Source organism: Methylobacterium tardum (genome assembly GCF_023546765.1).
Lineage (GTDB): Bacteria > Pseudomonadota > Alphaproteobacteria > Rhizobiales > Beijerinckiaceae > Methylobacterium > Methylobacterium tardum.
On sequence record NZ_CP097484.1, the window covers coordinates 2,172,437 to 2,197,779 of the forward strand.

Annotated in this window: 37 protein-coding genes and 1 pseudogene; 21 read left to right on the forward strand and 17 right to left on the reverse strand. The window is 61.7% G+C overall.

Going from position 1 to position 25,343, the window contains the following annotated elements; all coding sequences use genetic code 11:
• Positions 1–117 precede the first annotated feature (117 nt).
• The 3 genes from M6G65_RS10175 (at position 118) to M6G65_RS10185 (ending at position 1,424) form a co-directional block, all read left to right on the forward strand.
• Positions 118–636, forward strand: coding sequence for a hypothetical protein (locus tag M6G65_RS10175; RefSeq protein WP_238199800.1), 519 nt, complete (start codon positions 118–120; stop codon positions 634–636).
• A 156-nt stretch (positions 637–792) separates the two neighbouring features.
• Positions 793–1,110 (forward strand): DUF6626 family protein, encoded by a 318-nt coding sequence (locus tag M6G65_RS10180; RefSeq protein ID WP_238199801.1) that lies wholly within the window; start codon positions 793–795, stop codon positions 1,108–1,110.
• The gene (locus M6G65_RS10185) at positions 1,107–1,424 is read left to right on the forward strand and encodes a hypothetical protein (protein ID WP_238199802.1); all 318 of its coding nucleotides are present in this window, start codon (positions 1,107–1,109) and stop codon (positions 1,422–1,424) included. Before M6G65_RS10180 ends, M6G65_RS10185 begins: the two co-directional genes overlap by 4 nt.
• A gap of 28 nt (positions 1,425–1,452) precedes the next feature.
• Here the strand turns inward: M6G65_RS10185 and M6G65_RS10190 are convergent, their stop codons facing one another.
• Positions 1,453–1,722 (reverse strand): hypothetical protein, encoded by a 270-nt coding sequence (locus M6G65_RS10190; RefSeq protein ID WP_238199803.1) that lies wholly within the window; start codon positions 1,720–1,722, stop codon positions 1,453–1,455.
• Positions 1,723–1,947: 225 nt separating this feature from the next.
• Positions 1,948–2,970 carry a hypothetical protein gene (locus M6G65_RS10195; protein WP_250103896.1) on the reverse strand — a complete coding sequence of 341 codons (1,023 nt, stop codon included), beginning with the start codon at positions 2,968–2,970 and terminating at the stop codon, positions 1,948–1,950.
• 242 nt (positions 2,971–3,212) lie between these two features.
• Here M6G65_RS10195 and M6G65_RS10200 point away from each other — a divergent pair, with 242 nt between their 5' ends.
• From M6G65_RS10200 to M6G65_RS10225, 7 genes are all read left to right on the forward strand, one after another.
• Positions 3,213–3,521, forward strand: coding sequence for a hypothetical protein (locus M6G65_RS10200; RefSeq protein WP_238199806.1), 309 nt, complete (start codon positions 3,213–3,215; stop codon positions 3,519–3,521).
• A 201-nt stretch (positions 3,522–3,722) separates the two neighbouring features.
• Positions 3,723–4,493, forward strand: coding sequence for a tyrosine-type recombinase/integrase (locus tag M6G65_RS10205; protein ID WP_250103897.1), 771 nt, complete (start codon positions 3,723–3,725; stop codon positions 4,491–4,493).
• A gap of 317 nt (positions 4,494–4,810) precedes the next feature.
• Positions 4,811–5,110: a hypothetical protein gene (locus M6G65_RS10210; protein ID WP_238199809.1), complete on the forward strand. Its 300-nt coding sequence runs from the start codon at positions 4,811–4,813 to the stop codon at positions 5,108–5,110.
• Positions 5,111–5,172: 62 nt separating this feature from the next.
• A complete protein-coding gene (locus tag M6G65_RS10215) occupies positions 5,173–5,457 on the forward strand; it encodes a hypothetical protein (protein ID WP_238199810.1) in 285 nt (94 codons plus the stop codon).
• Between the two features lie 21 nt (positions 5,458–5,478).
• Positions 5,479–5,955 (forward strand): very short patch repair endonuclease, encoded by a 477-nt coding sequence (locus M6G65_RS10220; protein ID WP_238199812.1) that lies wholly within the window; start codon positions 5,479–5,481, stop codon positions 5,953–5,955.
• A 10-nt stretch (positions 5,956–5,965) separates the two neighbouring features.
• The gene (locus M6G65_RS33455) at positions 5,966–6,346 is read left to right on the forward strand and encodes a DNA cytosine methyltransferase (RefSeq protein WP_284042379.1); all 381 of its coding nucleotides are present in this window, start codon (positions 5,966–5,968) and stop codon (positions 6,344–6,346) included.
• A complete protein-coding gene (locus M6G65_RS10225) occupies positions 6,268–7,407 on the forward strand; it encodes a DNA cytosine methyltransferase (RefSeq protein ID WP_284042380.1) in 1,140 nt (379 codons plus the stop codon). Before M6G65_RS33455 ends, M6G65_RS10225 begins: the two co-directional genes overlap by 79 nt.
• Here the strand turns inward: M6G65_RS10225 and M6G65_RS10230 are convergent, their stop codons facing one another.
• Positions 7,408–8,568 carry a protein NO VEIN domain-containing protein gene (locus M6G65_RS10230; RefSeq protein WP_238199816.1) on the reverse strand — a complete coding sequence of 387 codons (1,161 nt, stop codon included), beginning with the start codon at positions 8,566–8,568 and terminating at the stop codon, positions 7,408–7,410.
• A 675-nt stretch (positions 8,569–9,243) separates the two neighbouring features.
• Complete coding sequence (locus tag M6G65_RS10235; RefSeq protein WP_238199818.1) at positions 9,244–9,510, reverse strand: hypothetical protein; 267 nt, start codon at positions 9,508–9,510, stop codon at positions 9,244–9,246.
• 293 nt (positions 9,511–9,803) lie between these two features.
• Here M6G65_RS10235 and M6G65_RS10240 point away from each other — a divergent pair, with 293 nt between their 5' ends.
• The gene (locus tag M6G65_RS10240) at positions 9,804–10,715 is read left to right on the forward strand and encodes a hypothetical protein (protein ID WP_250103898.1); all 912 of its coding nucleotides are present in this window, start codon (positions 9,804–9,806) and stop codon (positions 10,713–10,715) included.
• Between the two features lie 179 nt (positions 10,716–10,894).
• Positions 10,895–11,623 (forward strand): annotated as a pseudogene (locus M6G65_RS10245) (DinB/UmuC family translesion DNA polymerase); the annotation flags it as partial.
• Positions 11,624–11,731: 108 nt separating this feature from the next.
• Here the strand turns inward: M6G65_RS10245 and M6G65_RS10250 are convergent.
• The gene (locus M6G65_RS10250) at positions 11,732–12,259 is read right to left on the reverse strand and encodes a Pycsar system effector family protein (RefSeq protein WP_238199821.1); all 528 of its coding nucleotides are present in this window, start codon (positions 12,257–12,259) and stop codon (positions 11,732–11,734) included.
• Between the two features lie 377 nt (positions 12,260–12,636).
• Here M6G65_RS10250 and M6G65_RS10255 point away from each other — a divergent pair, with 377 nt between their 5' ends.
• Positions 12,637–14,025: a class I SAM-dependent methyltransferase gene (locus M6G65_RS10255; protein WP_238199822.1), complete on the forward strand. Its 1,389-nt coding sequence runs from the start codon at positions 12,637–12,639 to the stop codon at positions 14,023–14,025.
• Between the two features lie 62 nt (positions 14,026–14,087).
• Positions 14,088–14,279, forward strand: a complete 192-nt coding sequence (locus M6G65_RS10260) for a hypothetical protein (protein ID WP_238199823.1) — start codon at positions 14,088–14,090, stop codon at positions 14,277–14,279.
• 37 nt (positions 14,280–14,316) lie between these two features.
• Here the strand turns inward: M6G65_RS10260 and M6G65_RS10265 are convergent, their stop codons facing one another.
• Positions 14,317–14,517: a hypothetical protein gene (locus M6G65_RS10265; protein ID WP_238199824.1), complete on the reverse strand. Its 201-nt coding sequence runs from the start codon at positions 14,515–14,517 to the stop codon at positions 14,317–14,319.
• Between the two features lie 291 nt (positions 14,518–14,808).
• Here M6G65_RS10265 and M6G65_RS10270 point away from each other — a divergent pair, with 291 nt between their 5' ends.
• Positions 14,809–15,051 carry a hypothetical protein gene (locus M6G65_RS10270; RefSeq protein ID WP_238199825.1) on the forward strand — a complete coding sequence of 81 codons (243 nt, stop codon included), beginning with the start codon at positions 14,809–14,811 and terminating at the stop codon, positions 15,049–15,051.
• A 148-nt stretch (positions 15,052–15,199) separates the two neighbouring features.
• Here M6G65_RS10270 and M6G65_RS10275 read toward each other — a convergent pair whose 3' ends face one another.
• Entirely contained in the window at positions 15,200–15,754 is a 555-nt protein-coding gene (locus tag M6G65_RS10275) for a PAS domain-containing protein (RefSeq protein WP_238199826.1), read from the reverse strand.
• Between the two features lie 541 nt (positions 15,755–16,295).
• On the reverse strand, positions 16,296–16,715 hold the full coding sequence (locus M6G65_RS10280) for a helix-turn-helix domain-containing protein (RefSeq protein ID WP_238199827.1): 420 nt from the start codon (positions 16,713–16,715) through the stop codon (positions 16,296–16,298).
• 311 nt (positions 16,716–17,026) lie between these two features.
• Here M6G65_RS10280 and M6G65_RS10285 point away from each other — a divergent pair, with 311 nt between their 5' ends.
• A complete protein-coding gene (locus M6G65_RS10285; RefSeq protein ID WP_238199829.1) occupies positions 17,027–17,518 on the forward strand; it encodes a Ros/MucR family transcriptional regulator in 492 nt (163 codons plus the stop codon).
• A 119-nt stretch (positions 17,519–17,637) separates the two neighbouring features.
• The gene (locus M6G65_RS10290; RefSeq protein ID WP_238199831.1) at positions 17,638–17,883 is read left to right on the forward strand and encodes a DUF6894 family protein; all 246 of its coding nucleotides are present in this window, start codon (positions 17,638–17,640) and stop codon (positions 17,881–17,883) included.
• Positions 17,884–18,085: 202 nt separating this feature from the next.
• On the opposite strand, the gene M6G65_RS10295 is transcribed toward M6G65_RS10290, so the two are convergent.
• The 4 genes from M6G65_RS10295 to M6G65_RS10310 form a co-directional block, all read right to left on the reverse strand.
• Positions 18,086–18,304 carry a hypothetical protein gene (locus M6G65_RS10295; RefSeq protein ID WP_238199833.1) on the reverse strand — a complete coding sequence of 73 codons (219 nt, stop codon included), beginning with the start codon at positions 18,302–18,304 and terminating at the stop codon, positions 18,086–18,088.
• 94 nt (positions 18,305–18,398) lie between these two features.
• On the reverse strand, positions 18,399–19,238 hold the full coding sequence (locus tag M6G65_RS10300) for a hypothetical protein (RefSeq protein ID WP_250103899.1): 840 nt from the start codon (positions 19,236–19,238) through the stop codon (positions 18,399–18,401).
• A gap of 108 nt (positions 19,239–19,346) precedes the next feature.
• Positions 19,347–19,619, reverse strand: coding sequence for a hypothetical protein (locus M6G65_RS10305; protein WP_238199836.1), 273 nt, complete (start codon positions 19,617–19,619; stop codon positions 19,347–19,349).
• Positions 19,620–19,821: 202 nt separating this feature from the next.
• Positions 19,822–20,406 carry a histidine phosphatase family protein gene (locus tag M6G65_RS10310; RefSeq protein ID WP_238199837.1) on the reverse strand — a complete coding sequence of 195 codons (585 nt, stop codon included), beginning with the start codon at positions 20,404–20,406 and terminating at the stop codon, positions 19,822–19,824.
• A gap of 230 nt (positions 20,407–20,636) precedes the next feature.
• Between M6G65_RS10310 and M6G65_RS34195 the strand changes: the two genes are divergently transcribed.
• Positions 20,637–20,897 carry a hypothetical protein gene (locus M6G65_RS34195; protein WP_488600465.1) on the forward strand — a complete coding sequence of 87 codons (261 nt, stop codon included), beginning with the start codon at positions 20,637–20,639 and terminating at the stop codon, positions 20,895–20,897.
• Between the two features lie 336 nt (positions 20,898–21,233).
• Here the strand turns inward: M6G65_RS34195 and M6G65_RS10315 are convergent, their stop codons facing one another.
• Both M6G65_RS10315 and M6G65_RS10320 read right to left on the reverse strand, forming a co-directional pair.
• Complete coding sequence (locus tag M6G65_RS10315; RefSeq protein ID WP_238199838.1) at positions 21,234–21,656, reverse strand: DUF1236 domain-containing protein; 423 nt, start codon at positions 21,654–21,656, stop codon at positions 21,234–21,236.
• Positions 21,657–21,784: 128 nt separating this feature from the next.
• Positions 21,785–22,075: a DUF2312 domain-containing protein gene (locus M6G65_RS10320; protein ID WP_238199839.1), complete on the reverse strand. Its 291-nt coding sequence runs from the start codon at positions 22,073–22,075 to the stop codon at positions 21,785–21,787.
• Between the two features lie 248 nt (positions 22,076–22,323).
• On the opposite strand from M6G65_RS10320, the gene M6G65_RS10325 reads away from it, so the two are divergent.
• The gene (locus M6G65_RS10325) at positions 22,324–23,010 is read left to right on the forward strand and encodes an antibiotic biosynthesis monooxygenase family protein (RefSeq protein ID WP_238199840.1); all 687 of its coding nucleotides are present in this window, start codon (positions 22,324–22,326) and stop codon (positions 23,008–23,010) included.
• Positions 23,011–23,043: 33 nt separating this feature from the next.
• Here M6G65_RS10325 and M6G65_RS10330 read toward each other — a convergent pair whose 3' ends face one another.
• Both M6G65_RS10330 and M6G65_RS10335 read right to left on the reverse strand, forming a co-directional pair.
• The gene (locus M6G65_RS10330; protein WP_238199841.1) at positions 23,044–23,223 is read right to left on the reverse strand and encodes a hypothetical protein; all 180 of its coding nucleotides are present in this window, start codon (positions 23,221–23,223) and stop codon (positions 23,044–23,046) included.
• A 72-nt stretch (positions 23,224–23,295) separates the two neighbouring features.
• On the reverse strand, positions 23,296–23,457 hold the full coding sequence (locus M6G65_RS10335; RefSeq protein ID WP_238199842.1) for a hypothetical protein: 162 nt from the start codon (positions 23,455–23,457) through the stop codon (positions 23,296–23,298).
• Between the two features lie 339 nt (positions 23,458–23,796).
• Between M6G65_RS10335 and M6G65_RS10340 the strand changes: the two genes are divergently transcribed.
• Both M6G65_RS10340 and M6G65_RS10345 read left to right on the forward strand, forming a co-directional pair.
• The gene (locus M6G65_RS10340; RefSeq protein ID WP_238199843.1) at positions 23,797–24,012 is read left to right on the forward strand and encodes a hypothetical protein; all 216 of its coding nucleotides are present in this window, start codon (positions 23,797–23,799) and stop codon (positions 24,010–24,012) included.
• A gap of 208 nt (positions 24,013–24,220) precedes the next feature.
• Positions 24,221–24,622: a SpoIIAA family protein gene (locus M6G65_RS10345; protein ID WP_238199844.1), complete on the forward strand. Its 402-nt coding sequence runs from the start codon at positions 24,221–24,223 to the stop codon at positions 24,620–24,622.
• 142 nt (positions 24,623–24,764) lie between these two features.
• Here M6G65_RS10345 and M6G65_RS10350 read toward each other — a convergent pair whose 3' ends face one another.
• The gene (locus M6G65_RS10350) at positions 24,765–25,193 is read right to left on the reverse strand and encodes a hypothetical protein (protein ID WP_238199845.1); all 429 of its coding nucleotides are present in this window, start codon (positions 25,191–25,193) and stop codon (positions 24,765–24,767) included.
• Positions 25,194–25,343: the final 150 nt, after the last annotated feature.

The following is a 25,343-nucleotide window of genomic DNA, read 5'->3' on the forward strand; positions in this document are numbered from 1 at the left end:
GCGGGTGACCATCGGGTTCGACGACATCCTCGACCGCAGGGATGAGGGAAGCACGCGTGATCGGCGTCGCCTCATAGTCACCTCTGGTGAGGCGCTGGCGGCGTTCCTGCTCCGCCCATGACGAACCTTCACCCCGCTGCGGTCTACGTCCTGAAGACGCCCGGCTGGAAGATCCGCATCTGGCTGGCCATCGTGATCACCCTGGTGCTGGCGAGCCTACCGATGCCAGTCGCCGGGCTGACCCTGTGGGTGCTGGCCTTGCCTTATCTCGTGATGGCAGAAACGTTGGCGTGCATGGTCGGCGAACAAGATCGGGCGCGGCGGCTGCTCGAAGCGGATCACGAGGGGCAGGCCGCTCAACTCGCGGGACGCGACGCTCGGATCAAGCGTCTGGAAGGCGAACTTGCCGAGGTACGAGCGGCGGCCCACCGTGCGGCCAATACGGTTGGCAATCCTGTTTACCGCCGGGTGGGTTTGAGCCCTTCAGCCCCGGACTGGCTGGTCGAGGCCGCCCGCCGGGCCTACCGGCGCCGACTGCATCCGGATGTGCACCCTCCACATCATCGTCCGCAGGCCCACGATCGCTACATCCGCGCCGAAGAGGCGTTCGAACGGATCCGCCAGCTTCGTGCGTGATACCGCTCTGCACGCTGATCCTGTCGTACAAACCCGATTGAATTCGCAGCATTGCGTTGATCGCCAGAGACGATCACGAAACTTCTGACTGCATGTGCGTGTCTGTTATATAAGTAGATAGAAGATATTCATCCCAGATAATATCCCAGGAATAAGATGCACGGATTTCAACTCGTTCGAATTTATGAGGAAATGAAAAATCTCGGACTCGTCCGGTCCCGAGAACAATTCTCCCGTTCGTGGTGCGGACGCCACCCCGGCTACCTGCGCGACTATCTGCGGCGCGAGGGTGCGACAATGCGGGTGTCAGTGCAGACGATCCAGTCTCTGCGCTTGCGGCTTGCCGAGGCCGGATCATTACTGCCCCCGGATCTTCGCGATCGTGTGCAGGCGTTCGACGCGGCAATCCTTCGGGACATGCGCGTCGCCGATCTTCTCGGACGCCGTTCCATCGATGCGAGGATTACGGCATGACCCCGACGCAGATCCAGAGGATCCGGGACATGCTCGCCCGGTTGCGGGACGACCCGGTTCTCCAGGCGATGATCGCGCGCAACACCTTCAATGTCGCCGACACCGTCACGATGGTCGTGAACCTGAACTCATTCGCTCATGAGCACCGGCATCAGATCGCGTGTCGGTGGTGCGCGGCCAAGGCTTCCGGTCGCTGGCGGCGGCGCGTTGTCGAGCGTGTGCGCAATGCACGGCTCGACAAGCTCAACTACGAATTCGAAGTTCAGGCCGATGCCGCTGCGTTCGAGGAGTGGCTCTCCGCTCGCGGATGGTGACCGGTGAGCAGCCGAGGGGATGATCCGGCTACTGTCTCCGGTGTCGCTGCCGCCGATGGGCCGCAGTGACGAGATGCCCATCGTCTGATCGGACGGCGTAGACGTGGAGCCAGGGCTCGACCATGCGCAGGCCACGTTCGCCACCGAGATGACGGGCGAGGCGGCGTCGGGCAGCCTTGTCCCAGATCAGACGCTCGGCGTGTCCACACCGCTCGATCGAACCGAATTCCTCAAGAAGCTCGATCACGAGGGGTGGGATCGCCCGCTGCTGAAGCCGCTCCTGGGCGTGAATGGTCATGATGCTCCTGATCATGCTGGCCTCCCGACAAGTTGTTTGGACGGCCGCCGCACTGTCGAACGCTGTTCGAAGCGGCGAGCCGCGAGCTTGGCGGCAACCTCCCGATCCATCTGCGCGATCTCGCGGAGGACCTGCTCGGAGGGGCCAGTCGGGAACCCGCTCACCGCCTCCCGTTGCGGACGATGTCGAACGTGGCGGTCCAGCCAAGTACCGGTGGGATCGCCTTCAAGACGGAAGAAGGTGTGTCCGCCGAGGTAGCTCACCGCTGATTCCCCCGCTCGCATCACGGCGCAGGGAGACCTCAAGCGCCTTACCGACGAACTCCGGCGCGTCGAAGTCCAGAGCCTGCGCGAGGGCCTGTGCCTTTGCCGCATCGAACGTGAACGTGCCCAGCTTCCATGCCATGACCTCCTCGTGAGGCCAGTTCAGAGATGCAGCACCTCCCGCGCTCCGATCCACCTTGGTGGGAGTACGCTCGATGAAGTCGCTGTGTAGGCCAGGGGCTTCGAGCAAATCGCTATGCAGCCAGATTAGGGCGCCGAGTTCCTGGGCCGTTTTGATAGCCTTGAGTCGATCTTTCAAAACCTGATCTTGGCTCGGACGAGCCGGAGTTCGCACGAAGCCGCGCCGACCCTTGAGCCAGCGCTCAGCTTCAGCCCACTCCACCTGCATCGGCTTCTTACCGGGAACCGTCTTGAGGCTGCCTTCGCCCTTGCCGGTCATGGCGTTGCGAACGGCCCCTTCGGTCATATTGGCCAACAGCGCCAGTTCACGTGCCGTGAAGGTTCCCTCCTCCTCAACCTCCAGGCGCCAGCGTGCTGCCGCGACCTCAGATACGATCTGACAATAGCCGTCCGGGGTCATGAAGGGGCGTGTCTCGCCATATGTGCCGACGCGCGGGATACCCTGTGTGAAGAATGTGATCTGTTTTATGTTTGTGTCATATAATTCGTGAGACAAGCTTGGTCTGAATGCAAATTCGAAGCATTTTATCAATGTGCTGGTGATGGAAAATCTTTCAAGATCCACTTTCTGTGGATCCATTACGCTGTATTCTTCTTCCTCATACTCGAAATCTGGAATTTGCTCGTCCTCGCCTTCCAGGACGCTGTCGTCGGTGGCCCATCTCGAAAACCCGATGAACTCGGCGGCGATCTCGTCATTCGCGGCCGCCCGGATGTGGTCTGCCTCGTAGAGCAGGATGGTCCGGAGTTCCGTGAGCATCTCGTCCTTCGTGAACGGTGGCATTCGATGACCTCGTGAATCACAAATTCATAAAGCCAACATACCCCGTCTCTGCGCGCCCGCAAGAGGCAACATGAAAAAATTATTCATGCACGCATGAAGGCCGTTGCCGGGGCCGTCGTGGGCTGTGATAATGACGCTTATCGAAGGTGAATCCACGCGAACATCGCAGTGCCCGCCAGCGTTCCTGCTTGAATGCAAGATTGCAAGATGCAATATAGCGAAACGCAAGCAAGGAGACGTTGATGGCTTTTGGTCTCGACGGGTTCAAGGCATCGCCGCTCGGCGGTCGCGTCGGCGCGATCCTCACCGACCCCGATTACGTCACCGAGATGGTTGTGCTGTCGAAGCACGACATTCCCGCTCTTCGGGCAGTTGGTCGCCCGCTGCTGGATCGGATCGGGGACGAGGTCCGCCCCGATCCGATCAAGAAGCTGATCGGGCGCTGGGTCCGTGAGATCCTCGACGGCGAGGGACTCCTTCCGGGTCGGACCGGGCGCATCCCGCCGGGCCACCTTTTCTCGACCGGTGCGATCTACTCCCCGAAAGGCTGACCCTCATGGCGCAGGCTGTCGTCCCCCTCACCGATGGCAGCCCTGCCGCCACCCCGGATCTCGAAGCCGTCGCCGCTCGTGCCGCCGGGCTCGCCCGGCAGGCACGCGCCGCCAACACGATCCGCGCCTACGAGGCCGACTGGCGCGATTTTGCGGCGTGGTGCTCCGCTCGTGGCCTCACACCTCCCTGCGACTCCAGCCGTGGTCGGGCTCTACCTCGCCGACATCGCCGACCGGCTGTCGCTCGCGACTCTCACCCGGCGGGTGAGCAGCCTCGCCGCCCGGCACCGCCAAGCCGGGCTCGGCCTCGACGTGCGTCATCCGGCCGTGGCCGACGTGCTGGCGGGCCTGCGGCGCGAGCGCGGCTCCGCCCAGCGCCATGCCGAGGCCCTGACCGTCCCGCGCCTGAAGCAGGCGCTCGCCACGCTTGGCGACGGCCTTGCCGACCGGCGCGACCGTGCCCTGCTCCTGGTCGGCACCGCCGCCGCGCTCCGGCGCTCGGAACTTGTCGCCCTCGACGTTGCCGACATCGCCGTCCTGCCCGAGGGTCTGCGGATCAGTATCCGGCGCAGCAAGACCGACGCCGAGGGCCGTGGGGCGGTGCTGGCGGTCGGACGTACCGGGACGGCGACGTGTCCGGTCGCCGCCTACGCGGCGTGGCTCGCCGCATCCGGGATCGCCGAGGGGGCAGCGTTCCGCGCCGTCGATCGCCATGGCCGCCTCGGCGGGCGTCTGTCCGGCAACGCGGTCGCCCTGATCGTCCAGCGTCGCGCCGGGGCAGCCGGGCTCGACGCAGCCGCCTATGCAGGCCACTCCATGCGGGCGGGGTTCGCCACGTCGGCCGCCCGCGCCGGGGTCCGCGAACTCGCGATCGCCCGTCAGACCCGTCACACCTCCCTCACGGTTCTGCGCCGCTATGTCCGCGAGGGGCAGTTGTTCGAGGACAATCTCACCACTGAGATCGGGCTTTGACGCGAGCGGACTGGGCTTGTGACCGATCGCGGATCGCAGGGTGACCCGTTCATCGGGTAAACATCGGATTGTCATCGGGGGTGTTGACTTCACCCGAGTAATGCCCGATAGAAGCGAAGTGCGGCACGAGCGTCCCCCCACAAGGGTCACGGGCAGTGCCATGCTGGTTGGCCGGTATGGGTATTATCTTTGTAACTTCGGTCTACCCGAGGTGTAGGAGTTAATGCCGTTACTGCGCTCCTAAGTCTCTTGGCCACCCCGCGACCAGTTCATCAGGTCGTTGAGATCAAAGTTCCGCGCCGGGGGGAGACTACGGAATGGCCGAAGATCTGGCGCTCCATGCACTTGGAGAGTCAGAGATGAAGCGACACGTCATCGTGGGCGAGCCTTTCGATGTTAAGGTTCGTGTTATCGAGGATCCCACCAAGTCTGAAGATGGGTTGGCTCGAAATGTGATCACATTCGCAGTAATCGGGCTCTGTTCAATCTTTCTGCTTGGTGCGGCTTGCCTGGGAGTTATGACGAGCAACTGGACTCCTCTCCAGGCAATCTGGAGTGTGGTCGGTCCGCTCTTCGGAACGATCGGCGGTTACTACTACCGTTCTACCAGGGCGTAGCTTCGGATGGGCGTCAGTGGTCTCGGCCACTGGCGCCCATCATTATTCAGCGGAGGATGAATATGTCTACGGAAACAAACGAGCCTACAAAAAACGGAAAAGCTTCGTTGACAAAAAGTAAAATGAAGTCACACACGAAAAGATTACAGATTGACTTGCCTGAAGAGTCGTTTGAAAAATTAGATAAGATTAAAAAACTAAACGATTTTTCTTCCTATACTGATATGTTCAAAGAAATGGTGAGACTTTATCATTACGCATTGACGGAAGAAATTGCGGGAACAAAATTTTGCGTAAACCGCGGTGGAAATATTTCTGAACTGGCAATGTTTGCTTTGAAAAAGTAGCATTTAGAGCGGGAGGACGGATTGGTCGATCGGTTCACCCCAGAAACCCGCAGCCGGATGATGAGTGCCATCCGCGGGCGCGACACCAAGCCCGAACTCGTGGTGCGGAAGATCCTTCGCGAACTCGGGGTCGGTTACCGCCTGCACAGGAAGGATCTGCCGGGAAAGCCGGACATCAGCATGAGCGGGAGGCGGAAGATCATCGAGGTGCGGGGATGCTTCTGGCATCGTCACCCCGGCTGCCGTTTCGCCTACGAGCCGAAGAGCCGCCAGGAGTTCTGGACCCGCAAATTCGCCTCGAACGTCGAACGGGATGAGCGCAACGATCGTGCGCTTCGGGACCGTGGATGGCAGGTCTTAACCATCTGGGAGTGCGAGACGGCGCAAGGTACAAGCCTGCAAGAGCGGGTCGCCGAATTCGTCGGCGCTGGAGAGCACGGTGCACCGAGTAAAGGGCGGGATCATTCGCGAAAAGCTGACGAGACTCCGGCGGGGTGAGCCGCCGCGCGTGCTCGATCTCTTCGCCGGGTGTGGCGGCATCTCGCTCGGTTTTCAGGCCGCAGGATTTCGCATCGACGCTGCCGTCGAGATCGACCCGATCGCGGCGCGGACGCATGCGCTGAACTTCCACGGGCACGAGCCGCCCGAAGTTCTCGCCCAGCACGCGCGCAGTCGCGACATCACCAGCGTCGAGCCCGGCGAGGTAACCGCCGATCTGGGACTCGGAGATCCGGAGCGGGCCTTCGATGTGCTCGTGGGGGTCCCCCATGCCAAGCTTACGCCCGGGTCGGGCGCGCCAAGCTGCGCGAGGTGGCAGACCATCCGTCTGCCTACAAGGTTGATCCGCGCGGCAACCTGTACCTGCGTTACCTGCACTACATCCGGGTGACGAAGCCGCTCGCCCTGCTGATCGAGAACGTACCCGACTCGCTCAACTACGGCGGTCACAACGTCATGGGTGAGATTGCCGAGCTTCTGGAGAAGGATCTCGGGTACAGGGCACGCTACAGCCTGATCAATTCGGCCTTCCATGGTGTCCCGCAGATGCGGGATCGGGTCTACCTGCTCGCCGTGCATGAGGAAGTCGATCATGAGATCCACTTCCCGCGCGCGATCAAGCACATGGTGCTGCCATCAGGGTACGGTGGGACACGTTCCGTGGCTCTGAAGTTCGTGGACCTCTTCGGTAGCGATGCCTTTGAGGAAGCGGACCATGGAACGCCGGACCTTCCGGGGCCGGTCACGGCCAAAGAGGCAATCGGCGATCTCAGCCCGATCACCCTGCACCTGGAGGGCAAGCTCAAGAAGGGTGCCCAGCGCTTCCAGGTACCCACCGCCTATCCCCGACAGCTAGGAGCGATCTCGGCTTACGCCAAGACGATGAGGACATGGGCAGGGTTCGAGGCCCCCGAGGACGGGTTACGGGATCATGTCATCCGGTATCTTCCAAGGGACACGGACATCTTCCGGGCCATGCCCAACGGTGCCGAGTACCCGGCGGCCCATGCGACCGCCGTCCGGCTGTACGAGGAGCATATCCAGAACCGTGAGCAGCGCGGCGGCAGGCGTCTCACGGCAGGCGAGAAGACGATGATCTTCCGGACCATGGTCCCCCCGTACCCGGTAGGCAGCTTCCCGAACCGCTGGTGGAAGCTCAAGTCGGACTTCCCGGTCAGGACGCTGATGGCGCACATCGGCAAGGACACCTACTCGCACATCCACTACGATGGTGCGCAGGCGCGCGTCATCAGCGTTCGAGAGGCGGCCCGGCTCCAGAGCTTCCCGGACGGCTTCACCTTCTGTGGCACCATGAACCCGGCGTACCGTCAGATCGGGAATGCCGTTCCGCCCCTGATGGCGAAGCGCCTCGCCGAGACGATCATGGACAGCCTGCGCCGCGCCTGTGCCCGACCAGCAGTAACACGCCGTGTGCCGGTTGCGGCCGAGTAGCTACTCGTCCTCTTCATCGTCATCCTCGTCCGGCACTTCGATCGCGACGGCTTCCGACCACGTCCCGAACTGCACCGGGCTGATGGTGTAGCTGTCGGGGACGATGCCGACGCCCAGACCGGAGGTGGCTGCAACGATCTGTGCGGCCACGGCGCGGATGTCACGGCAGATCCTAAGCGAGGCAGTGCCGTCCTGGAGTTCGGACAGGCGGTAGAGATCCGTTCGGGGTGCCTCTGCCTCCGCTGCCCACTCGATCTCCGCCTGGGAGATGTGGAAGTTCCGTTCGAAGGGTCCGGCTGTGGACTTGACCTCGATCCGGACTCTGGTCCCGTCGTTCTCCTCGACGACAAAATCCCAGGGGCTGATCGCGTTCGTCTCGGCGGTCCAGACCGCAGACCGGAGATGCCCGGCTTCAACCTCCGCCTGGAGCCAGTCGTTCAACAGCAGTTCGCCGTTCCGGCCCGTGACCTCGGCATTCCTTCTGGCGTTCTGCAACGCCTTTGCCGACATCCGGCGCGCGGAGCCGGAGTTGCGCAGCCTGCGGACGGCCGACGAGGAGCCGAGCGCGGCGTCCTCAAGTACCTCATCCAACGTGCTGTCAAGAACTTCGCGGATCGGATGCGTCGGCGACGCCTCGCGCTCGATGATCCGCGCGAGCAGGTCACGGGTGATCACCCCCATCGCCTTGTTGTTGATGGCTTCCAGAACGGCCGTGCGCAAACCGAGATCGCCGGGCTCTGCCTGACTCAGCAGAACCAGAGTGACGGCGGTCGGAAACGCGTCGCCATCGAAGGCAAGAACACCGACATCGTCTGCCGCCAGGGCATGATAACGGTTGGGATCCTCATCCGGGTCACGAACAAACTCCCCGTTGAGACGCCAATTCTTCTGTTTCTGTGTCTTGGGCAGGACACTTCGAGACACGATCTGGGGTATCCGGCGTTCACCGGGTCCGTAGATCGTGAGCGGCAGATGGAATGGCTTGGGAGCGCCGACTTCGCCGTTATTCGCTGCGATCTCGGGCGCAGATGGAAATAGCACGTCGATAAAGACACGCCTTGTCAGATTGAGTGATTTCTGGTTGCCTGCGTTCTGAATGCGATATTGATACTCGAAGAAGGTAAGATCTGATCGGCGCAGGCGTTTGATGACATACTTCAACTGTAGCTTCTCCCTGCGGGTAGATGGCTCGGAGCGTCATACGACCGGCCCGAACCCGTCGATAGCGATGATCCCAAGGCGATGCAGTCACGTGTTTGCAAGCCTGACAGCCTGACGTTGGGCCCCGTTCCCGTCGCGGTCACCTCGAAATCACGCGGGTTGAATCCAGGTGACCAACCTGGGTCGTGCGCGGACTACGCCCAACCATCAAAGTCAACGAGCGTTCCTGCTGGCAGTGTCATGATCCAGGCGAAGTTCGTACGGTTCGTCATTTCGTTGGGCAGGGAACGGCCGTGTGCGCTCGGGCTTGTCGCATCACTGGTTTAGCATGAGCATTGAGAATGCTGGGGCGACCGAAGATAGCAAATCAACGAACAAGCTTCCATGAAGCGGGCCACGTTTACGCCAGTTGGTTCGTGGGCCTCGAAATTTATAAGGTGCAGGTTCGAACGTTCATCGCGGGCCGGAGGGGAATTCTATATCAAAACACGAGCAGGCAAAATCGAACGATCTGCACTCGGTCTGTCGGAAGTAAGATATAGCTTATTCGATTCCCGCTATAAATCGGTCAGAGAGTGCTACGACTTTTCCAAGGAACTAAACGCAAAGAGAATATTCATCGCTGCTGCTGGCCCATTGGCGGAAGAGCATTTTGGAGGTACGCCTCTTACAATACTAATGCGGCAGAATATTGGGGATGACGCAAAAAATATCAAAACTCATACCCGCCTCGCGAGATTCACCATCAAACAACAAGACGCACTTTTTGAGCAAACCAAGCAGTTGATCCACAGTCCGCCTGGATGGCGGTGTATCAGCCGGTTGGCCCATCTGCTTGAGCGTCGAGGTAATATTCCTGGCGATGAAGCAGCTGCCATATGTCGGGCTTATCACGGAGCGAGCCCCCGGCAATTCCATATTCCATAGCGGCATCAGTGCCATCGGAGGCGGATCGCCATCTCCTGCTCAGGGGTGACCGGGGTCATATAGATTGATGCTTGTCTCGATCAGGTTGCCACAGTGGTGATCTCATCAAGCACCTCTGACAGAGGATGTTGCCGCTCTCATTCCACCGCGAAGGCCGCCAATCCGGAAGCTCTCGCTCTGATTGATGCCTAAGTCTGGCTCCGGGCCGATGTCTAAGCCAAACTTAGAGGTAGGTCGTTGACTCGCCCAAAACCTTTAGCTAACAGTCGTGGAATGGCGCTCAGCCGGGACGGTGCGAGGAGGTCGGGATGGATCGGTCGATGGAAAACGTCATGGTGGTCGCGACCACACAGCCGCCAAGGGACGCGATCAAGCAATTGAATTTGTGGAGAAAAGAGTCAAAAGAACTGATCGAGGAAGCAACCGTGACGATTAAGGCCGAACAGACCTTCCAGGCAGGCATCGGCTCGGTGATCGCTAAGTTGGAAGGTATTATGATGGGTGCGCCGGGCATCCCGATCCCGGAGAAAGGCGGACACTTGGCTCCTGAACAGGGCGACGAGGATGTCGAGGACCAGGGAGCCGCCCCTCAGTTTGAAATCCCAGAATTCTCGTGGGGCAATTCGATCGAGGGCAAGATCTTGGAGGCGCTCGGCGATGGTCCCAAGACCATACGTGAGACGATGGCCGCCGTTGTTGCCAAGGGAGCCGATACCAACTGGCACGGCGTCTACAACGTCATGTTGACCGGCCGTCAGAGCCTCGTCCGCCAGGGACTGATCCTCTTCGACAACAGCATCAAGCCGGGCCGGGCGCGTCTCAACCCGGACTACGTTCCTCCCGCTCAGCCGTATGATGACTTCGTCGGTCGTATCCACGAACTCGATGACACCCTTGAGCCGAAGCACAAGCCCGTCGCCGAGTTGTTCGCCGAGGGTCTGAAGCTCCACACCATCGAGATCCGCAAGAACAACGGCGGCAAGCGGCTGCATGCCAATCGGACCTGGAACTTGGTCAGGGACAAGGGGCTTATCGGCGCCATCGAGACGATTGTTACCGGCCCGGAGACCCTCGGTTACTCGACGATGATCAAGATCGGCCGTGCTGACCTGCTTGCAGAGAAGATCGTTATCGACCACCCCCACCTATTCTCAGATGTCGCTGTAGAGGCTGCGCAACGGCGATGGAAGAAGATGTTTCCGGACGAAGACTCCGAGTGAGGGTCAGGCGTTTTCGTACAGGGCGGTCCTTCGGGATCGCCCTTTTTTGTTGAAAGAACTATTAACGAATTTGTTCTGTCTTCTCCTGCGGATCGCCCCTGAAAATTCTCGGCGAAGTCATCCGGCACCTCACCCTACTGACCGAGGATTGACACGCCCTCAAGTTCGCCGGTCTCGTCATCGGCCGGGCGTCGTTGGCGAAGCTGGAGGCGATGGGCGTGGAGAGCGTGGCGGATCTGCGCGATCTCGACCCGCGTCCGGTCAGGAAGGGGCTGACAGTCGTGGGCGAGCGGATCATCCACGAACTGCGGGGAACCACCTGCCTACCGCTCGACCTCGTACCCGCTCGACGCAAAGGCTGCGCGGTTACGCGATCTTTCTCGTCGCGCATCACCGATCGAGCGACCTTGGAGGAGGCTGTAGCTGCCCATGCTACGCGCCTTGGTGAGAAGCTCCGGCGCGAGGGGCTCGGCACCAACCACGTGAGCGTCTTCTACCACACCAGTGAGCATGATCGGGACGATCCGCAACGCTCGGTCTCGACTACCGTCAGCCTGCCCGAGCACACGTCCGACACGCTGGCGCTGATCAAGGCAGCGCGCCTCGGGGTAGCCAAGACATGGCGCGAGGCGGGCGAACGGCCGTGGCGCTACAGCAAGGCTGGGATCGTGACGAACGATCTCGCGCCGCTGTCCCACAGTCCGCGCGCGCTGATCGGCGCACTGGACCGAGAGCGATCGGGGCCGCTGATGGCGGCGATGGACGCCTGCAACGCCCGTTGGGGCCGTGGTGCTGTCGTGCCCGCCCGCGCGGGGCTCGTCGAAAAGCGTGACTGGAACACGAAATTCGAGATGCGCACGCCACACTACACGACCCGGATCACCGAACTCCCGGTGGCCCACGCGTGATCAAGGAGGACACCATGGCCGAGGACAAAAAGGACCCGCCGAAGCAGACGCCGCCGCGTGACCCGCCGCCGACTGACACGGGTGGCGTGAGTGTCCGGGATGGAGATCCTAGAGCGCGAAAAACCCGATGATGGCGATCAGGAAGACGCCGACGCCAACCATGCCGAGGATCATGCCCGCGTTGAGCAGGCGGTGCTTGGCCTCGTTGCTGTTGATGCTGACGGCGATGCGGTTTGCATAGTGATGGACGAGGTAGGCCCGCATCCGGGCGAGCGAGGCGTCGTTCCCGTCGATCCGACCCTTCACCAGCCACATGTCTGGAGTGCTGCCGAGGTTGCCGTACTGACGCCCGCGTAGAGCCGCGACCAGGACGACTGCGCCGATCACGAACGTGACGGCCGAGAGGGCGAAGGGGAGCGCCTTCGCGACGGCGTGGCCCTCGCGATAGATGCCCGCTGACGCCCCGACCAGCGCGACGGACAGGGTGACGTAGGCGGCGACCAAGGTCGTGGCCTTCTGCTCGATCGCCTTCTTGGTCTCCAGGAGTTCGGCAAGGCGGCGCTCCGCCTGGGAGAGAGCTTCCTTGGCCGTCTCACCGTGGACGGTCGCGTGCTCCAGGTCTTCCAGGGTCAGCATGGCCCCTCGCTGTGCCGAGCGCGGCTCTCCGGTGTGACGTGTAGATCTACCACAACGGTGCCACAGACGAGGCGGCAATCCACGAGGGCTATCAGGCCCGCTGGGCTCACGTCAGCGACATGATTTCCAAGGTCAAGTTGCGTGACTGGATCAGTCAGAATGGTCGAGATGGCCATCTCACTGATGCGAGTACCCTGATGCAAAGAGCAGGCTTGTCCGCAATTCACCACCGAGCAGGGCACAGCCTCTAATTAATCATAAAACGGTACAGGGCGGCCAAGCTAATTGCGAAGGTTAAAAAATCGTGTACACATACTTTAGATTGTGTGTGGGCTGCCCTCTTCGGGTGGGTGCTCCGGATTGTTGGTGTGATTTCGATGCATGTCATCAACGAAGCGTTCAATATTATTCCGAGCAACGAAGATATCGTTCTTCATGCTAAGAATTGCGACCCAAAACTCATAACAGAGCGACTGGGCGAATTGGTCCCACTGTTCCGCTTCGCCGAATGCAAGGTAGAAGAAGCTACTTCGGCGAGAGCCGTCCTAACCGCTCCTCTTCAAGACGGGGCGATGAACCAGAATGGAACTCATCAAGCATCTGTATTCTACTTGATGGCGGATTATGCTCTCGGTGTCGCTATGTTCGCGGCAGTGCCGGGCATCTATACGGTGGGCGTGCATGATCGCTGCAACGCACTGCCGGTACAGATGTGGCTCCGAAATGGTCGTGTGACTCATTTAGCTCCTGGTACAGGGGCCATCCGAGCAGTTGCTGAATTGGATCAGCCTACTGTCGAGGACATGAGGAAAAGTCTGGCGTCGAAGGGGCGCTGCGTAGTGAAAGGTGAAGTCAAGATCTTTCAATCCGATCGGCTAGTCGCTCTCTGCGAGCATGAGATTGGGATGTACGCCGACCTTCCGCGGGCGACCCATGAAAAGGCATCGGCAGGCCAGATCGAAAAAATGAAGCTTTCGGCGTTGATGATTGCCGGTCTACGGGGCGACAGCCTTTCGGACGTTCTTGCCGGTGAGCAAGGCATCGCGATTGGAAAACGTATGTCGAATGCTACGCCGCAGCTTCCCTCGTTGGTTCGTGCCCGGACAAAATACGCGCGCGATACCTTGAAGGCCGAGAAGTTCGATCAGGTTCTCGTCCTTGGAGCGGGACTTGATACGAAACCCGTCGAGTTGGCAGACAGCGGAGAAAGATGGTTTCTGGCCGACTTGCCGGAAATGCTGATGGAGCGCGATGCACGGCTCCAGGGTATGGATACAGGTCGTGCCGAGATCGTCCCGGTGCCTCTCGATTTCCGAATGGCTGACTGGCCGAGTGAATTGCTCGCAGCCGGGTTTGATCCTCATCGACGCACATTTGTACTTCTCGAAGGTGTTTCGATGTACCTTGCCAAGAAGGATCTATGCGACACCTTGAAGAAACTGGCTCTCCTATGCAAGCATTCGGACAGCCGTCTATGGATCGATCATGTGACAGATACTTTGTTTGGTATGGATGACCCGGAAGTAACCGCTTTCCTCTCATCCATGTCGCGTCTCGGCGAACCTTTCATCACGGGCTTCGATGATTTCACGAAACTTGGAATGATGCATGGCTGGGAACTCGCCGCTTCCGTAAGTGCGGCCGAGGTCGCGGGGCGGAAATGCAATGTCCATAATCAATACCGTTTTTCAGTTCTGAAACGCGGTCAAGCTCACTTGGAAGTCGCCGATACCGCGGCTGAGATTGAGTTGTATGCTGCTGAATGATGTTAGGAGCATAGGCTGCTGACCCGGTTGTTCAGGGTGATCCCGACGACTACAGCCACCTGATGCACGACAAGCTCGCCGCTCTTCTCGACCGCCTCAAAGCCCACCAGCGCGATCTCATCCTCGCGATGGCTGGGCACGACGGGATGCCCGCCGGTAGCGCCCTGCGTCAGGTTGCCGAGCTTGAGAACGTGATCGCCGCCGTCGAGGCCGTGGCGGATGAAGAGGCCACTCGCGAGCGGAAGTCTGGCTGACGGCGGCAGACCTCGACCTGGGTGCCCTCCGAGACGCTCACTCCCACACGGCGTCATCACGTTGCGGGACCCGTCTGGGTGGCGTCTCAATGCGGACCTGAGCCATGGTGCGCAGCACCAGTTCCTCAAGGCTCACGCCCTTGTCCATGGCCTCTTCGAGCGCCCGAGAGATCTCCTCCGGCTCCATCGCCCCGATGACGGCCTGGGCGTCCTGCAACCTTAACTGCGGGCTGGTCATCGCGGCACCTCTAAAACAGGGCGCCGTCATCGGGGACAAACCGTAACCAAAGGGTTCGACGCCCGGCTGCTGGATCTTCGTGGGTCCTAAGGTGCGCTGCCGGGGGTGACACACGGAAGCGCTAAACGCGTCCGGTCTTTGATCGTCATACGGTTGCCGGTGGTTGCCATGCGGTCGGCGCATGTCGCGACCGGTTCATCGTGCAACCCGGACGGACCAACGATGGTCATGTCATCGTCGCGGCACAGATATAACGGGACCGCTTCACCGGCACGCCGGGAGCTAATCACTATGCCGAAGCACTACTGCCTCAACCCCCATGACCCATACGCTGAGCGAGAGGTCCTGGTCGAGTTCGAGGCGACGACGGCTGGTCTGCTCCTCATCGCGGCCATCGACGACGCTGACGAAGACATCCTGTCAGACCTGACTGATGCCCAACTTGACGACCTGAGGCGCGAACTCATGGTTGCGTGTCAGAGCAGAGCTTGCTCCGTCGAGACTTCGAGCAGGCCGGAGATGCACGCGGGCTGAGTGCGCTTGGCTAGAGCCTACAGGCAGGGTGTGGGCGTCATGAAGCCCGTGCGAATGCGCATGCGCGGTCTCGTTATCATCCTCGGCTGCTCAGGCTGCCCGGACGGTCGCAAGGAAGCGACCGACCTCAGCGTGTAGCTCCGATGGCTCAGTGCAGGTTACCGCTTGGATCTGGCGAGGACATGTTGCGCGCCAGCGACCGACCCACCGCCATCAGCGCTTGCCTGAGCACCGGCAACATCTCCTTGGCGTGATCCTGCTCGATCAGCCCATGGGCCATCAGCAGGTAGTCAGCCACGCGTTCCAAGGTCGAGCCGGGCTGCGTCGCCGGATGCGAGGGTGGGGGCACGTAGCGCGCAAGGGTGCCGTAGGCGGTCAGAGGTTCGGAGCCGCTGGGGCCTATCTCTGTCAATGAACCGAGGTAGCCCAGGAAGGTGCGGTCCGGCGGCCCGTAGGAGGGCACGGCACCGATCACGACCCAGGCATAGCTCCCATCAGCCCGGCACAGGCGGGTGCGAAGGCTGTACTCGCTCTGCTGGTCGCGGGCGCTGCGCAGGAAGGTGACAGCCATCTCGTAATCGTCGGGGTGCATGCACGCGGTCCAGCCGTGCTCCATAGCCTCAGTGGCAGCTTGTCCGGTAAAGGTGGTCCACTCGGGGCTGACGTAGGTCACGCCGCCGTCCGCTTTCGCGACGAAGATCATCCTGAACGCTCCATGGGCCCGAGCCCTGCATCCGCATCAGGAGGCGCTCGCCGATCCCATACCCTAGCATGGGAATAGGATTGGCGCCGGAACCGTCAACTGCATTAAGAATTCACCTCATTCACAAGCTATGAGCCTTCCGGCAAGGCGATCTCTCCCGGCGTGGCCTCGGGCGGCATCATGGAAAAATTCAATTCACCGAAGCATGCGGTGCTCCGTCAGATCGCAGACGCGCTCGGCTTGCCTGTCGAACGCTTCCTCACCGACCCGGCGTCCGCGCGACCGACAGCGACTGCGGACGAGTGCCTACGCTTGTGGTCCAGGATCACGACAGAGGTTGGGCGACAGCAAGCCCTAGAAGCCCTGCGGATGATCGCCGACCAGGAGAGGACGCGATCCGAGCCCTGAGACGCGTCAGGACAGTTCTCGGCAGCCATGCGGCCGGAAGCGTCCTGTCCGAGATAGGTTGGGACCAGGGTCAAGGTGACGTACCGGGGCAGCGGGGCGACGTTCCTGCCGCGCCGCTTCGCTGCCTGCGAGATCAGCCCTTCAGCGATTGGGCGGTCCGGTGATCGTTCTGGAGGGTGGCCGCTGTCTTCACAATCGACAGCACGCTGCAACGGGTCGTCTCGTCGGAGATGCTGGTGAAGGCCAGGACGAGTTCCATCACCTGCGGGTCCTCGAAGAAAGTTCGGGCTCCAAGCTTCTCGCTCTCTGATCCCGCCTGCGTGGCGAAGAAGGTTTCCACCGGCACGTTCAGCAGGTCAGCGATGATCTGGAGGCGACCAGCACCGATGCGGTTGTGGCCCTTCTCGTACTTTTGCACCTGCTGGAAGCTCACACCTATGGCGTCGCCGAGCGCGGACTGGCTCAAGCCCTGCGCTTTCCGAAGGGAGGCGATCAGGCTGCCGATCGTGCGGTCGGCGTCAGTGGCTGCCTTGGGCTTGAGCAGGGGCGACATTTGGGAAGAAACCTTCGGCATGAAACAGCACGCTAGGGCTTAGCTTGAACCGCTGCCGTGAGCACAACCGCAGAATGCTTAGTGCACCATTAAGTTGTGCGGTCTCTGGCTGCGTCTCGTGCATGGCTTGGGCTGATGCCTGAGCCGGAAGGGGTGTGCCTCAAGGCCGGAACCCTCATTGTTGTCCCTACGTCCAGATTTCTTGTCCCCCCGTCTCGACTCACTCCTGCCGTCGATCTGCTGGCCTTTTTTCTCTTGACCTTCAGTCGCGATAAAGCATCTAGGCTCCTTCAATCACGGAGCGCAGCTTAATGGAAGAGGCCATGCAGCTACAGACTAATGATTTGGTCGAGATACAGGCGGTCGATTACGTGGAGATCACCACCGGCATCGTCGCCGCTTACCTGTCTCACAACCGTGTCCCCGTCGCTGAACTTCCCGGTCTTCTCGCGGGCGTTCACGCCGCACTCGCTGGTCTTGGCCAGAGTGCCGAAGCGGCCGAACCAGCGGCGGAAAGGCTGACACCTGCCCAGATCCGGAAGTCGATCAGACCGGACGCGCTGATCAGCTTCATCGACGGCAAGCCCTACAAGACTCTGAAGCGCCATCTCACCAAGCACGGTTTGACCATCGACGAGTACCGCGAGCGCTTCGGCTTGCCGCGGGATTATCCCTCGACGGCTGCCAGCTACTCCGCCGCGCGATCCAATCTGGCACGACAGAATGGTCTCGGTCGCAAAGGCGGATCCGAAAAGCCCAGCATCGATCTTGGTGACATGGCCAGGATCCAGCAAGCTTCCTGATGCTGGATGATCGCCGGACTGCCGAGTAGCTTCGTCCGGTTCTATACAAACCATCATAGACGCGTGACCACTCGGAACCGCCCGGGTTCTCATTGCGGGGGGCACCCAGGGCCGGTGCCATGCCGTCGTTCTTCTTCGATCTGCGGTCACGTTGTGGCTGTCAGTCCGACGACACCGGGCTGGAGTTCGCGAGCGCGGAGATCGCCTATATGGAGGCATGCAAGGCCATCCCGGACCTGACGGCCGAACTCGCCCACATGGGCGACGCCCCGCAGGACTACGCGTTCGAAGTCACCGATGAGGCCGGGCGTCTGCTCTGGCGCATCCCGTTCAGCGAGATCCTCGGCAGAAAAGATCGGTCGTGACCTCGCTGCGTCGCGGCCGAGGGATGTTGGTCGGTCATCCCGGCTGAAGGAGTGGCCGAGTTCGGGAACATCCTGCCGCAGCCGGGCGGCGAGGAGGCGTGGCTCGCGTCGCTGCCGAGCGCATTGCGCGAGAAGTTGATAGCGGCGTCCTGAGCGACACCGCCGGGCGTCCTCGACCATAAGGATCGATCGTAGCAAAACCTTAGATTTCGCTCCGGCCCTTGAGTTCTGGTCGGAGCCCGCCCTGAAGGGCTGCCCTCACAATCTCGGCCAACGTATCGGCGTCGATCTCGATAGCCACGCGCTCGGCGCGGCCGAAGCCCATGAGACCCGTGACGTAGACTGTGTTCTCCTTCGTGCGCTCGATCCCCTCAACCCGGATGTGGCGCATCTCGCCGCGCTCTCCGACCCGGATCTTCACATCTGCCTCCTGCTTCGTTCCGGCTGCCTGAGGCCGCAGAATCCCTATCGCCCATAAGCTCGGGGGTGCCTCGCACACTTTGAACCGCTGGCGTTCAATGCTTCGAGCCGATCGATGCTGCGACCTCGGCCTCGAACGTTAAGGCTCGGTCGAACAGCGGCGCCGTGCGGTACTCGCGCACGTAGCGCCACGCGAATGTGCCCGGCTCGCCGACGCGCCGCGTCTCCAGCAGTCCGAACCACGTCAACGGACGCAGGATCCGGCCCTCGAAGGCGAATGCGAGATGATCGGCTGCGCTTCCCTCCGCTGCGGCGTCGAGCACCGTGCAGACCGGCAGGAGATCTCCAACGTTGCTCCAGTTGCGTGCGGCGACCGACAGGCACCACAGCACCAGACCGACGTGGTCCTGCGGCCAGCGCTCGACCGGCACACGGTCGAGTGAGCCGAGGTCAATCTGCCAGAAGATCAGCGCGAAGAGCCGCCGGAACGCTTCGACAGCGCTGCTCCCTGACGCGAATTCCTGCCCTCGCTTGGTGGCCACCAGCTTGCGCTCGCGTCGCCGTAGGAGCTTAGCAGCTTGAGCGATGAGGCGGGTCACCTCCACCGGCATCACGTCACCCTCATTGAGCACCTTGTTGACGGCAAGGACCTCCTCCTTGTCGTAGTCGGGCCAGACGAGAGCGTCGAACAGAGCACGCGTGTCCGCGCGCGAGAGGGCGTGCGTAGCGGTCAGCGTGAGACCGCCGGACGCCTGCGCGCGAGTGAGCACGAGGCTCAACGTGGCGAGCAGCGGCATCCCGGCGGCACTGGTCTCGCCGAGGTTGGAGCCGAGCCGGATCGTCTCTGGTGGGCCGCCATTCGGCCGTGCGAGCAGCCCAGCTATCCCGGACGGTGTTAGCAACGACCATGCCGGTAAGTGCTCGATCTTCGTCATCGACGTGCTTGTGTCACCTCGGGCGAACGCCGCCCATCGCCGACAACGAGAACGCCACCGTTTTCCAACTGCTGCGGCTCGCGCTGCCTGCGCTGATGTACACCCGGCTCATGAACCAAGCGGTTGCGTTCCCGGCTGCCTGTCGTCGTTGCCGTTGCTCTTATCCAGCGCCGGAGCGCTCGCTCCCAGCGCTGACGCTCGTCCCTCGATCCGAGCGATCTGGTGTCCAAGACGACGGAGCACCTGCTCGTTCTCGGCTAGGCGCTGCTCGATGACCGACATCCGCCGCGACAGGCGCTCCTCACTCGCACGCAGTTCGCCTGTAAGCCGCTGTTCAAGCGCGTCAGTGTCGGTGAGAAACCCGCGCAGCCATCCCAGCATGAGCACATCCTCGGGCTACGTCGGTCCGGCTCGGCCAGTCACAGGAGTGTAGCGGGGGTTGGAGAATTGCCCGAGCCCGAAGGTGCGCTCACCCACAGGTGGGGCGATCGAAGCCAACGGATGCCTTGCCAATCTGAAGGCTTTTCACCCTGAGAGCCGGACATCGCTCAACCTGATCTGCCTCACCCATTGGCTACCTGAGTCAGAACTGGCGCTTCTTGAACGGTAGATCAGTGTCGCCGTCGAGAAGACGAGGCGAGAGTTGCCGAAACGACCAGGGCGCGTCCGGAAATGCCCGATCGAAGCGAAGTACAACATCGAACCGATCGCCGTCCCACTTCTTTGGGACGCCCGGCAAAACCTGCTTCTTCAGCAGCGCCGGGACGATCTCCTCGACAATCGCCTTGTGCTCCCAGAACACCAGGACGACCCCGGTGAGCTTGACGATCTCCTTGACCAGATCGGGCTCCTGCGAGACGCCGTAACTCGTGTTCGGTTCGAGGTGGAGGCGCTTGGCCACAGGTATGGCCGTCTCCCACGGGCGATGGCTGAAGCTCGCATCCTCTGAAACCGCCTTGGGTTTGGCCGCATAGATGACGTTCGGCGGCGGGTAGTCGCCTCGCGCATCACCCTGGCCGAACAGCGCAGCCCAGGCCCCGGCCCGCTGCCAGCCGCGTATGACGAGCGACTTCTCGTCCGGCGTGCCCTCGAAAGTCAGCCCTTCTCCTGGGAATGCTCCACCCGCCTTCTCGGCGTGGCGCGCCAGCATGATGGTCAGCGATGACATCCTATTCCTTCCGGCAACCGCCTGATCGGCTTCAGGAACGCCGGATCGGCATTGGAGTTCGACACGCGCTCTGGAGAAAGTGCTTGCCGCCACTCTGGCGCATCAGCGGTGCGATGGACGGTCGGTCGTGCTCGCACACGTCCAGTGCCCCACCGCCCGGCCTGGTGCTGAGACAGCGGTGCGACGCCGAAGCGCTGGCAGCACCCACCCCAGCATGTCAGGTCAGGGAGATGCCGAGCCCTGACACTCAGACCTGTGAAGTGAAGATTGAGGGGGCATGGCTCGCCGTCAGTTTGGATGAGGCAGCCGCTCACTATACCATGGCCGTGAAGCGCTGCCCCGCCTGCCACGGGCGAGTGGCCATCAGCGGGACGTACAGCGGATTGAATGTCCAGCGCCGAGTGTATCACCGCAAGGCGCACAGCGGCTGCCCACTCAAGCCTGAGGCGTACTCCGGTACGCCGTCGCCGCACCCGCAGGCGCTGACATAGCGCGGGACCTGCCTGATGAAAAAGCCCGCCCTGGTGTTCCAGGTGCGGGCTTGTTGCGACTGCGCCGAGGAGGCCGCATCGCGAGCCCCTACCTCCGGGTCTCGGCTGCTGCTCTTTCGACGCTCAGCCCCCAGCCGATCGCTGGCGGCCAACTCGGCTATTATGGTTGACAGTTCGTTGCCGCTGGTCGGCGTCAGCGCCGTGCTGTCAGCCCCGTCGCCCGATCTGATCACGGGCTGACGGGGCTCGATGCCCTTCGTTGCTCGGCGTCACGGTGGTGGCGATCCTGGCGACCTGCGGGCTCGCCGCGCCGTACCTTGACACTACCCTCTGGCGTCAGGGCCGTCCGTCATCAATCACCTCCACAACGCGGCGAGTGCGCGGCTCGACCAGCACGGGATGCCCGTTGATGACCGTGTAGCTGTATTCTGGCAGCGCGAACTCCCGCGGCACGTCGTAATAGACCACGCCGTCCTCTGGCAGCATGGTCCCGACCCGCACCGGGCCAGCGAGTGCGACGGATGGGCGGTGTTCGCCTAGCGCGTAGATGCGAAAACGCTCTCGCCGATCGACACCCAGGTTCCCGTTGGCGGTGCCCACGGCCGCCCCGATCGCCCTGCCGACGATCGCGCCCAGGGGACCGGCCATCTCCTCGCCGCGGGATGCTCCATCCTGGGCGCCTCGTTCCAATCCTTGCGCGTGGACAGCCGCGGTGAGGCCGAACGTGGCTAAGAGCGCGAGCGTGGCTGGGATGCGCATGCGGTATCTTCCTGCTCGGTTGCGCGGGCCTTCAGGCAAGCGCCTGAGGGTGCGAAGACCTGCCGAGAGACGGGTCGAACGTCGGACAGTCGGGACAGCGCCTGACACCGTCCCGACTAGACTGTAGCTCAGGCTGCCTCGGCCAGGGGCGCGGGCGATGGCGCGTCCATGGCGCGCAGGTACACGTCGAGTAGGGTCTCCTGCTCGTCGCGCTCGTCCTTGTCCTGCTTGCGGATCTTCAGGATCTCCTTGAGTACCTTCACGTCCAGGCCCTCACCCTTGGCCTCGGCGAAAATTTCCTTCTTGGCCTCCATCAGGTCCTTGATCTCTTCCTCCAGTCGCTCGATGCGCTCGATGATCGAGCAGATGCGTTCGCCTGCCACGGCCACGGTGTCGGTGACTTCGATCTTCCCGCTCATGTGCTAATCCTTGCGACGAGGCGCGCGACCGTGGCCAGTCAGGGTAAGCGTGACGTTAAAGGGAACGGGATGGCGCGAGGCTCTGCTGTAACGCCGCTGGACCGACCCCACTCATGGCAATGGTGGGCGGATCACCTTCCGATAGCCGGTCAACCACGGCTGTGACTGGCGTAGAGCCTCGGCCGGTTCGGGTGTAAGCCTGATGTCACCGCAACGACTAGCAGGACGCCATGCAGAAGGAATGACGCATGTTCTCCGTGATCTTCGAAGCTCATCCGCGCGCCGAGCAGTGGGACGCCTATCTCGGGCACGCCAAGATCCTGCGGCCGGAGTTGGAGCAGATCGACGGTTTCGTGGAGAACGTCCGCTACCGCAGCCTCACCCGCGAGGGCTGGATCCTGTCGCTCTCAGGCTGGCGCGACGAGAAGGCAGTGGTGCGCTGGCGAACGCGAGTGCGGCACCACGAGGCCCAGGCGACGGGTCGGTCCGAGATCCTGCACAATTACCACCTGCGCGTCGGTCAGGTCACCAAGGACACGCAGGTTCCCAAGGGTCACGCGTTGACCGAGCAGCGCCTGGACGAGACCGAGATCGGCTTAGGCACGACCGTTAGCCTGATCGATGCAAGCCGCCCACTTGGCGGGACAGAACAGGCGAGCCCGGACGCGCTCGCCCGATGGCTTGGCCTCAGCCCCAAGACAGATGGCCTCGTCGCCTGGGACGTGTTCGAGGCCATCCTGACGCCGGGTGACTTCGTACTGCTTCTGTCCTGGCGAAATCGTGGGGCCGCCGAAGGGTTCGAGCCGGAGGTCGCGCTGCCGGAAGAATGCAGGCTGCGCCGTGTTCGCGTGATACGCGACTACGGCATGTTCGACCGTAGGGAGGCGCCGCAATACTACCCCGACGCCGCAGGTGCGGAGACCATCCACGACTGATGGATTCAGGGTTCAGCAGGGCTGGTCACGCCCTCAGGCATCGTCGGCGTCAAGGATGGTCTCCAGATCGCCAACCAGCGCTTCCAGTTGGTCCGCCTTCGCCTTGAGCTTGAGCTTTGTGCCGTCCTGCGCCTCGATGGCGATCTCGATATGGTCCTCGATCCGTGCCGCCAGCGCGTCCTTGATCGTGAAAGTCGTCACGTCGTTGGCCATCTTACCTCCTCGATCACTCGTTGACCTGAGCGGAGGGCGCCTCGACGGCGCCCTCACATTCGGCGGCTGACACTACTCCTTGTCGCCTCGGTGGATGCCCTTCTCGCGGTTCTCCTTCAGGCGGCCATCGTCCGAGTGATGGACCGTTCCCTGGTTGTCGTGGTTTGGGTCCTTGTTGTTCTTCGTCGCGTGACCAGTATTACTTGACTGGTTCTGCTGCTTCTTGTCGGTCATATAGGCAAATTTCCTTCAGTGGCCGCCAGTACCGGCAGTTGTCCCGACAACATGCGGCGACGATACGGGTTCCAGGGACGGTATCAGCTTTAACTCACCTGAACTGCGACACTCCGTCAGACTCGACGAGGCGCATTGTTGCTTCGGAGCGCATCATGGGTCCGTGGAAGCTCTTGTGAGAGTTCGTGAACCGGCGATGGCTGCCATGTCATCGAATGCGCGTCAGCACCGCTCGTTTGCGGCGCACACCCTGGACCGCTCACGGGTCTGTGATCGGTCTGCTTCGATTTCGACTGCATTCTTAATTCGGTATGCCAGATGTCGGAGCTACGAGATCTCATGAACGAGACGCACCAGATCCTGACGTGCATCGCCGAGGCTCTCGGCGTGCCCGTGGAGACATTCACGGGCCCATTCGCCGAGTCGGATGCGGCGATGCTCGGCGAGTTGATCTCCATGTGGCTCTCGATGGGCCGGGGGGCAGACCGCAACAAGGTGCTGGGCTACACTCGCGCTATCCTGGCCGCTCAGCAGCAGGTCGAGATGCGTCGTTGAGAGTGTCATTGGGGACAGTAGCGTCCGGCGTGTGCTCACCGGCCGCTTCCACCTCAGACCGGGCCAGGGACTGCGATGCCGCAGGTCCGGGCAAGGCCCGGAGAGTCTCTTATCGCGCTTGATAGCCGCAGCCCGAGCATCTGCGGATCCGGACTCACCACGGCGCGGTTTCCGACGATTGCCAAACGATGTAGCCCCGGAGAGCTTCATGAACGCTGCACCAGACGGATCCGTCATCCAGCGCGACGCACCGCGGGCTGATCTCATCGCCTTCGAGATCAAGGACAAGATCACCAAGTCCGACATAGAGTGGATGAGCCGGATCACCGACGAGGCCATGCAGGCGCACGGGAAGATCGACATGCTGCTGATCATGTCGAACTACGAAGGGTCCGACCTCGGCGCGAAGTTTGACGGCTACGCGAACGAGGTGAAGGTCCGGTCGGTGGCCCACATCCGGAAGTACGTCGTGGTCGGCGCACCGACGTTCGCTCGTGCCATGATCAAGCTGTCGGGGACGGTCATTCCGGTAGAGACGAAGACATTCGATCTGGCTGAGGAGGCTGCGGCGTGGGCCCACCTCGCTGAAGCGGGACCAGCTACCGCCTGAGCAGACCGGGAAGTACCTCGGCGATCACATCCAAGGAGTCTTCACCCGCTTGGCGTCGCTCAACAGCTTCTTTGTAGCAGAAAGTGGGACGCTGGCGTAATGCTCGCCCCGAGGGGCGAGCATTTCTAATGCGCAGATGCGATCAGATGCACATCCGGATGGCGACGAGGTCGCTCGGGGTATCAGCATAGATGTTCACCGTCCCCCAGGAAGAACGCCCGAACCTCGGGGGGACATCGAATTGCAGGTTGGCGATGGCGTCCCTGACATATTCCTCCCTAGCCCACACCCTCATTTTGAAACGCCGCTCAACGTGCGTGATGATCTCGACTTGTCCACCGATAGCAAGACGCGGGTGGGCCAGCAGCCGGGTCGCAATGATGTTGATGTCGTCCAAGCGCTTGGTGCCGTAATTGAAATGCATCACGGCTTCCTCGCCCTTCCAGAGCACCGGCAACTTGAACGCAGAAAAGAAATAGTCATCGTAGGCGATCGGAATTTCGAGACCGTTCGGGAAGATCCTCACGCCACACTCGACGGCGCGAGCGCGCTTCCAAATCTTGAACTTCATGGTGAAATGACTTTCTGGCAATCGCCGGGCCCACCAATTGGGCTGGCTTTCTCTTGATGCCAGATGCTGCTGGGCGAAGTCGAAATTATTCTTTTAGGCAAAAACGCTGCCGCGAACCAGTGGGTAGTCGCGCCTCTTCTGGTGCTAATA